9 protein-coding genes and 1 pseudogene are annotated in these 6081 nt (G+C 65.3%); 6 read left to right on the forward strand and 4 right to left on the reverse strand.

What is annotated here, in order from left to right:
• Positions 1-52: 52 nt before the first annotated feature.
• The gene (locus ACHFGS_RS12225) at positions 53-565 is read left to right on the forward strand and encodes a hypothetical protein (protein ID WP_131941899.1); all 513 of its coding nucleotides are present in this window, start codon (positions 53-55) and stop codon (positions 563-565) included.
• A 125-nt stretch (positions 566-690) separates the two neighbouring features.
• Here the strand turns inward: ACHFGS_RS12225 and ACHFGS_RS12230 are convergent, their stop codons facing one another.
• Positions 691-927 (reverse strand): MoaD/ThiS family protein, encoded by a 237-nt coding sequence (locus ACHFGS_RS12230; protein ID WP_074040879.1) that lies wholly within the window; start codon positions 925-927, stop codon positions 691-693.
• Positions 928-929: 2 nt separating this feature from the next.
• Positions 930-1988, reverse strand: a complete 1059-nt coding sequence (gene moaA, locus ACHFGS_RS12235; protein ID WP_074040880.1) for a GTP 3',8-cyclase MoaA — start codon at positions 1986-1988, stop codon at positions 930-932.
• A gap of 211 nt (positions 1989-2199) precedes the next feature.
• Here moaA and ACHFGS_RS12240 point away from each other — a divergent pair, with 211 nt between their 5' ends.
• From ACHFGS_RS12240 to ACHFGS_RS12250, 3 genes are read left to right on the forward strand one after another with little or no spacing between them, the layout of a single operon-like run.
• On the forward strand, positions 2200-2793 hold the full coding sequence (locus ACHFGS_RS12240; protein ID WP_046454460.1) for a molybdopterin-dependent oxidoreductase: 594 nt from the start codon (positions 2200-2202) through the stop codon (positions 2791-2793).
• Positions 2793-3551, forward strand: a complete 759-nt coding sequence (locus tag ACHFGS_RS12245) for an FAD-binding oxidoreductase (RefSeq protein ID WP_074040881.1) — start codon at positions 2793-2795, stop codon at positions 3549-3551. The genes ACHFGS_RS12240 and ACHFGS_RS12245 overlap by 1 nt, the downstream gene beginning before the upstream one ends.
• A complete protein-coding gene (locus ACHFGS_RS12250) occupies positions 3551-3838 on the forward strand; it encodes a DUF6510 family protein (RefSeq protein WP_131941901.1) in 288 nt (95 codons plus the stop codon). Before ACHFGS_RS12245 ends, ACHFGS_RS12250 begins: the two co-directional genes overlap by 1 nt.
• Here the strand turns inward: ACHFGS_RS12250 and ACHFGS_RS12255 are convergent.
• Complete coding sequence (locus ACHFGS_RS12255) at positions 3808-4254, reverse strand: TetR family transcriptional regulator C-terminal domain-containing protein (protein WP_394289494.1); 447 nt, start codon at positions 4252-4254, stop codon at positions 3808-3810. The two genes, ACHFGS_RS12250 and ACHFGS_RS12255, sit on opposite strands and share 31 nt — an antisense overlap.
• Positions 4255-4446: pseudogene (locus ACHFGS_RS12260) on the reverse strand (TetR family transcriptional regulator); the annotation flags it as partial. It abuts the gene before it with no gap.
• Positions 4447-4850: 404 nt separating this feature from the next.
• Here ACHFGS_RS12260 and ACHFGS_RS12265 point away from each other — a divergent pair.
• Positions 4851-5342, forward strand: coding sequence for a hypothetical protein (locus ACHFGS_RS12265; RefSeq protein ID WP_074040882.1), 492 nt, complete (start codon positions 4851-4853; stop codon positions 5340-5342).
• A partial coding sequence (locus ACHFGS_RS12270) for a helix-turn-helix domain-containing protein (RefSeq protein WP_394289493.1) occupies positions 5342-6081 on the forward strand: 740 nt, incomplete at its 3' end. The genes ACHFGS_RS12265 and ACHFGS_RS12270, both read left to right, overlap by 1 nt.

Below are 6081 nucleotides of genomic sequence, written 5' to 3' on the forward strand. Positions count from 1 at the left end.
AGAACGGCATTCCAGAGCGCCCCCTCTTGACCATTCCACGGCAGGAGTGACGATGGCCACGTCTCCCAACGCCTCAGGTGCCGCTGGTACCGCCGTCTGGGAGGAGCTCGCTCAGGAGGTGCTTCACAGAAACCCACGCGGCCGAATACTCGTCGCCATCGACGGCGTGGACGCTGCAGCCCGCACGCACTTCGCCAACACGCTAGCGGCAGCGCTGCGCGCAGTGGGACGTAACGCGACTCGTCTCACCGCAGCACCGTTCACGGACGACGATACGGTCCGAACCATGCTGCGCATGTTCCGCCTCAACGGACCTGAGAGCGGGTTCACTGACGCGTCTGAGCACACGGTGCTGATTGTCGACGGCTGGTCGCTGCTGCGCTCCAGTCTGCGTTCGGCGTGGCACTTCACCGTCTTCCTCGACGGCGGCGGGCCGGCCCATCCAGACACCCGTGAACGGCATCTGCGCTACATGCGCGAGGACACTCCACGCGAAGCGTCCGATGCCGTGTACGACGTGAGCGACGGTATGCATCCCCAGCGCTTGTACTTCGACTCCTGCTGACGCGAGGATCGGGGCAATACGGCACGATCGTCTCACGCAGAAAGATGACGGCGCACGAGACGAACGCGGTCCTCGATACGCGGAAGCCTCGCTATGGATCGAGTCTCAACCGTCCACCGTATCGCTCAGCCGCCGGAGAACGGGGGCAGCACGTCCACCTGCGCGGAGACCGGTCGCGCGGGATCGCGTGAGGCGATGCCGTCGACGAGGAATGTCCCCTTTGCGACGACCGCTTCGAGTGCCGGGTGAGCTGTGAGGAGCGCGTCCTTCGCCTCTCCGAGGGACCTCGCCTCGACGTGTTCTTCTTCGCAGCCGGCCGCTTCAGCGGCGGCTGCGAAGTATCGGACGAGTATGCACGGCATCGTCAGCCTCCGATCGCTCCCATAGAACGGGCCGGTCGACGGAAGCTCTTCTCATCCATCCCGTGCCCAGCCTGTTTATCCCACATCGTCGCCCGCCACGCGTCGGCGATGGCGGCATCGTCTGCTCCACTGCGCAGCATCGTGCGCAGGTCCGTCTCGTCGTCACCGAATAGACATGAACGTACCGAGCCTTCGGCTGTCAGCCGTGTACGGTCGCACGCTTCGCAGAAGCTGCGCGTCACGGATCCGATGATGCCGACGGTCGCCGGGCCACCCTCGACGAGCCACTCCTCTGCAGGAGCGGACGGGTCTTCACGGCCGGCCGGGGTCAGTCGATAACGGCGTCCGAGCACGGAGAGAAGCTCTTCGGCGGAGACGAGGTGGTCTCTGCGCCAGGTCTGATCAGCATCCAGCGGCATCTGTTCGATGAACCGCAACCGCACACCGTTGGCAAGCGCCCACGCCAGCAGGTCGGGAGCATCCGCGAGGGTCTCGCGCAGCGCCACCGCGTTGATCTTGATCGGGCTGAGCCCTGCGTGCTGTGCCGACTCGATCCCCCTGAGCACGGCTGGCAGGCGATCGCGTCGGGTGACGGCGGCGAAATGCTCGCGGTCGATCGTGTCCAGCGACACGTTGATCCGCGTCAGTCCGGCCTCCACAAGCTGCGGCGCCTTGCGATCGAGGCCGATCCCATTGGTCGTCATCGACACGGGCACGCCCGGCACGACTGTGGTCGTCCGGCGCACGATCTCGACCAGATCCGGTCGCGTAAGCGGCTCGCCGCCGGTGAAACGCACCTCGCGTACTCCGAGATCGTGGACGGCTATTGTGACCAGGCGCGCGATCTCTTCCGGAGTCAGCAACTCCCCGCGAGGGACTACGGGCAGGCCTTCCGCCGGCATGCAGTATGTGCAACGCAGTGAGCAGGCGCTGGTGATCGATACACGCAGGTCTCGCGCGATGCGCCCGAACCTGTCTACGAGAAGAGGTGTCTCGGGTCGGCCGATCGTTGAGCGCGCGCGATTGCGAACGGTCGGCATGCCGAGCGCAACAGGGCACATGGTCACAGACTTCTTCTCGATGTTTGCGGGAACCGAGGCCGCCTAGTGGGGCGTCCTGTTCCACAGTGTGGTCGGCGCAATCGCCTGTTTTCACCCCTGGGCTCATCACCTGCAGTCATGGGCAAGTTCCGCGCAGGACTAGGCGATCAGCGAGAGAGCTCCCGCAATATCGTCGGTTGTGTACAGCCAGACGACACGGAAGGGGCGATGTATGTCGTTCACTACTCGCGGATTCGCGGGACGTCGGCGTGGTCCCGATGATCAGCTCCCTCCGGGACAGACGCTGTTCGAGAACTGGCCGGTGCTCACTGCCGGTCCCACGCCCTATGTCGATACCGAGACGTGGGATTTCGCGATCCTCGATGAAACCGGTACCGAGCATCACTGGAACTGGGAGCAGTTTCTGGCGCTCGGTGCCGAGGACATCACGGTCGACATCCACTGCGTCACGCACTGGTCCAAGCTCGACATGGCCTGGCGCGGGGTGAGCCTGGACAAGCTGTTCGAGAACGTCGAGACGTCCCATGATTACGTCATGGCGCACTCCTACGGCGGGTACACCACGAATGTGCCGCTCGAGGATCTCCTGGACGGCAAAGCCTGGATCGCGACCGAGGCCGAAGGCGCTCCCCTCGACGCGGAGCACGGCGGGCCGGCACGTCTTCTCATCCCGCATCTGTACTTCTGGAAGAGCGCGAAATGGGTCCGTGCGCTGACGATGATGCCGACGAACGACCCTGGGTTCTGGGAGCAGAGCGGCTATCACATCTACGGTGATCCGTGGAAGGAAGAACGCTACTGGTGATGGAGCAGACCCGGCTCGCTCCGCCTCGCCCCCGCGTGAGGCCGGCGTGGTTCGTCGCCACGGTTTCAGAGGTCCGCCCGGAGACGCCGACCGCGGTGCGGCTGGTGCTCGATGTTCCGGGCTGGCCAGGGAGCGAGGCGGGAAGTCATCTCGATCTACGCCTGACCGCTCCGGACGGCTACCAAGCGACGCGGTCGTACTCGATCGCATCCTCAGAGCCGGGCGGAACGATCGTCCTCGCGGTCGATGAGCTGCCCGATGGCGAGGTGTCACCGTTCCTCGTCCGCGAACTGCGCGCCGGTGATCAGATCGAGGTCCACGGACCGCTGGGATCGTTCTTCCTCTGGCGCCCGGGACAGAGCCAGCGCCCCGTGCAGCTCATCGCCGGCGGGTCAGGCGTCGTTCCCCTCTACGCGATGGCAGCCTCCCATGCGGCCGCGTCCGATCCCGTTCCGTTCCGGCTGCTGTACTCGGTGCGTACGCCCGAAGACATCTATTTCCACCATGAGCTCCTCGAACTGTCGGACGGGTCGTTCGCCATGGACCTCGTGTATACGCGACGAGCGCCAGCCGGATGGCAGGAGCCCGTCGGACGGCTCACAGAGTCGACTGTCGCCGCGCGGACGCTCCCCCCGGAAGACCGTCCGCGCATTTTCGTGTGCGGTTCGACAGGCTTCGTCGAAGCCGTCGCGCCGTGGCTCGTGAAGCTCGGTCATGCGCCGCAAGACATCCTCACCGAACGATTCGGAGGCCTATGATGACCAGCCATCTTGACGGCAACATCCTCTCCGGGACTCTCGCCGAGTTCCTCGTTCCAGACGCAACGATGATCGAGGGACGCTGCGGAGGTTGCGGGCATATCGCGCCCCTTGGCGAATCAGTCGTGTATCCGGACGCTCCGGGGCTGGTCGTACGCTGCAACACGTGCAGCCATGTGCTGGCGACGATCATCGACGCCGGTGAACGACTCTTCCTCAGCTTTGCGGGGCTGACCGCGTTCGCGATGAAGAGGGATCAGGTTGAGGAGCCGGTCTCTGTCGCGTAGGCCCTGAGCTGTGCGATAGCCATGTCGAGAGCAGCACGCATCGGATAGATGTCTCGGCTCGCCTTCGCCAGAAGATAGCCTCCCTGGAGTGCCGACAGCAGCCCACTGGCAAGCGCTCGCGAGTCCGCATCGCTGCGCAACACGCCGCGTGTCTTCAGCCTCTCCACGGCATCGATCAGCATCTCCAGCCACTCATCGAAGTGGGCAGCGATCGCGCGGCGGGCATCCTCGTTGTGGTCTGCGATCTCGTTCGCCAGAGACTCGAGCGGGCACCCGTATGCGCCGTTGCGTAGCGCGTTCCGTTCGACGAGCTCGTCCCGCCACAGCTCGAACCCGCGCAGGGACTCCACTCGTCGAAGGCGTCGGCGCTGCTGCGTCAGGACGTCCTCTGCCCGGGTCTCGATGACTTCCTTCACGAGTGCGTCCTTGTCGGCGAAGTGCTGATAAACCTGAGACTTCGATGTCGCACTGGCGGCTCGGACGTCGGCGAGGGTCGTCGCGGCGACACCTCGCTCATACATCAGCTGGTTCGCTGCGTCGACGATACGTGCCCTCGTTGCCGCCCCTTTCGGCGTCAACCGGCGTGCACTCGTTCCGTCGGCAGTCACGCCTCCAGGGTAGTCTCCCCCGTCCGCAGGGATCGAAGTCGTCCGTCACGCGATGCCAGCCCGGCCGGTCCAGTCAAGCCCCGCGGAGCGGGAGGCTCGCATCGCATGCCCTCATAATAATGGACCTTTGAGTCCTTCTCCAAGTCGACCCGGATCATGTGAAGCAATCCGCGCCGCCTGCGTTTTCATGCTTCTAGGACCTCTCCTCGTTCGACACTCGGTTCGCGCTTTGGTCTGGCGAGTCCTTTTCTGTCGTCGTAGGCTGGTGGTCATGATGTGCGGGAAGCCACGCGGTTCACGGATCTTCCGTGTGCGCGAGAACGTCCGAGCCAAGGGCTCGATGCCGGCGCCCGCGCGCGCCCGTCCGCGAGAACGTTGCGTGCTCCGCAGGAGAGGGGCGTTCGGTGGACCTGCCTGTCAAGCTCGGTGACGCACAAGAGTTTCTGATGCTCGTTCCTTCCCCTCTTGCGGAGCGGGTGGCTGAGGACGAGCGTCTGGTCGTGGCGGCCTATCGGTTTCGTCGGGGCCTGGGCATCCGGGCCCGCCGGGCGCTGGCTTCACGGATCGAGCATGAGGTGACCGCCGCGCTGCACATCGTTCGGCCTGGAACGGTGGTGGTGGCCTTCGACGGTGCCGGCACGATGTCTCGGGCCCGTGTACACAGGTTGGCGAGCGGTGTGGTCGGTGAGGTGAGCAGGAGCGCCACCAATCTCGTCGGCGTGGACACGACTGTGATTGGAGTCGTGGTGATGTCGCCGGCCGAGCGAGATCTCGCCGCCGCGTGCGTGCGGCATGTCGCAGCGCAGCCACCGCACCGGGGCGACGGGCTCGTCTTTCACGCCAGCGATCTCCGCCGGGCAAACATCTACGAACTGATCGAGGAAGCAGTCCTGTGATGTCGGTCAGCTCTCCGCGTGGTCACGGCGAAGACTACCTGTTAGTCATCTACCAGCGTCGGAATGCCTCGGTCCTGTCGCTGCAGGGGCGGGACACCGAGCTGACTCCGGGGAGCATCGTCGTTGTCCCCCGCTCAACGGTGGGGAGTGCAATGCCCGCCGAGGACGCCGATCGCATGATCGTCGAGCTGCCGTTGGGTGTGGTGGGGTTGACGGCGGATCAGATCGGCGAGGTCTCTGGGGTGGATCTGCGTGAGCGGACCTCGCTGGCGGCGCTGCTGCAGTCCGTGCTCGGGGGCGTGATGGACTCCGAGCTCAGCCTGCGCGACGAGGTGGACGTGTTCGCGCCTGTCGCCGACCTGCTGAAAGTGACCCTGCTCAGCGCCCTCACTCCCGACCGCGCCACGACCCGGTATCCGCTGGCCGAGCAGATCGTCACCTACGTGCTCGACAACCTCACCGACCCTGGTCTCGGGGCCGCCCGGATCGCGAAGGACCTGCACGTGTCCGAGCGTCTGCTCTACGCAGAGATGTCCCGCGCCGACATCCGGCTCGCGCAACTGATCCAGTCCCAGCGCCTGCGCCGCGTCCGCGACGCCCTGACCGCACCGGCCACCATCGATGTCCCCATCGGCGTCCTCGCCCAGCAACACGGGTTCGTCTCAGCCAGCCACTTCAGCCGCATCTTCCGCGAAGAATTCGGCACCACACCCCGCCAATGGCGCAACAACACCACACC

Origin of the sequence: Microbacterium sp. (assembly GCF_043427715.1) — a bacterium.
Lineage (GTDB): Bacteria > Actinomycetota > Actinomycetes > Actinomycetales > Microbacteriaceae > Microbacterium.

Excerpts from the sequence above, each read along its gene's own strand:
- ACHFGS_RS12225 (WP_131941899.1), top strand. The coding sequence starts at position 53 with ATGGCCACGTCTCCCAACGCCTCAGGTGCCGCTGGTACCGCCGTCTGG.
- ACHFGS_RS12230 (WP_074040879.1), bottom strand. The coding sequence starts at position 927 with ATGCCGTGCATACTCGTCCGATACTTCGCAGCCGCCGCTGAAGCGGCC.
- moaA (WP_074040880.1), bottom strand. The coding sequence starts at position 1,988 with ATGTGCCCTGTTGCGCTCGGCATGCCGACCGTTCGCAATCGCGCGCGC.
- ACHFGS_RS12240 (WP_046454460.1), top strand. The coding sequence starts at position 2,200 with ATGTCGTTCACTACTCGCGGATTCGCGGGACGTCGGCGTGGTCCCGAT.
- ACHFGS_RS12245 (WP_074040881.1), top strand. The coding sequence starts at position 2,793 with ATGGAGCAGACCCGGCTCGCTCCGCCTCGCCCCCGCGTGAGGCCGGCG.
- ACHFGS_RS12250 (WP_131941901.1), top strand. The coding sequence starts at position 3,551 with ATGACCAGCCATCTTGACGGCAACATCCTCTCCGGGACTCTCGCCGAG.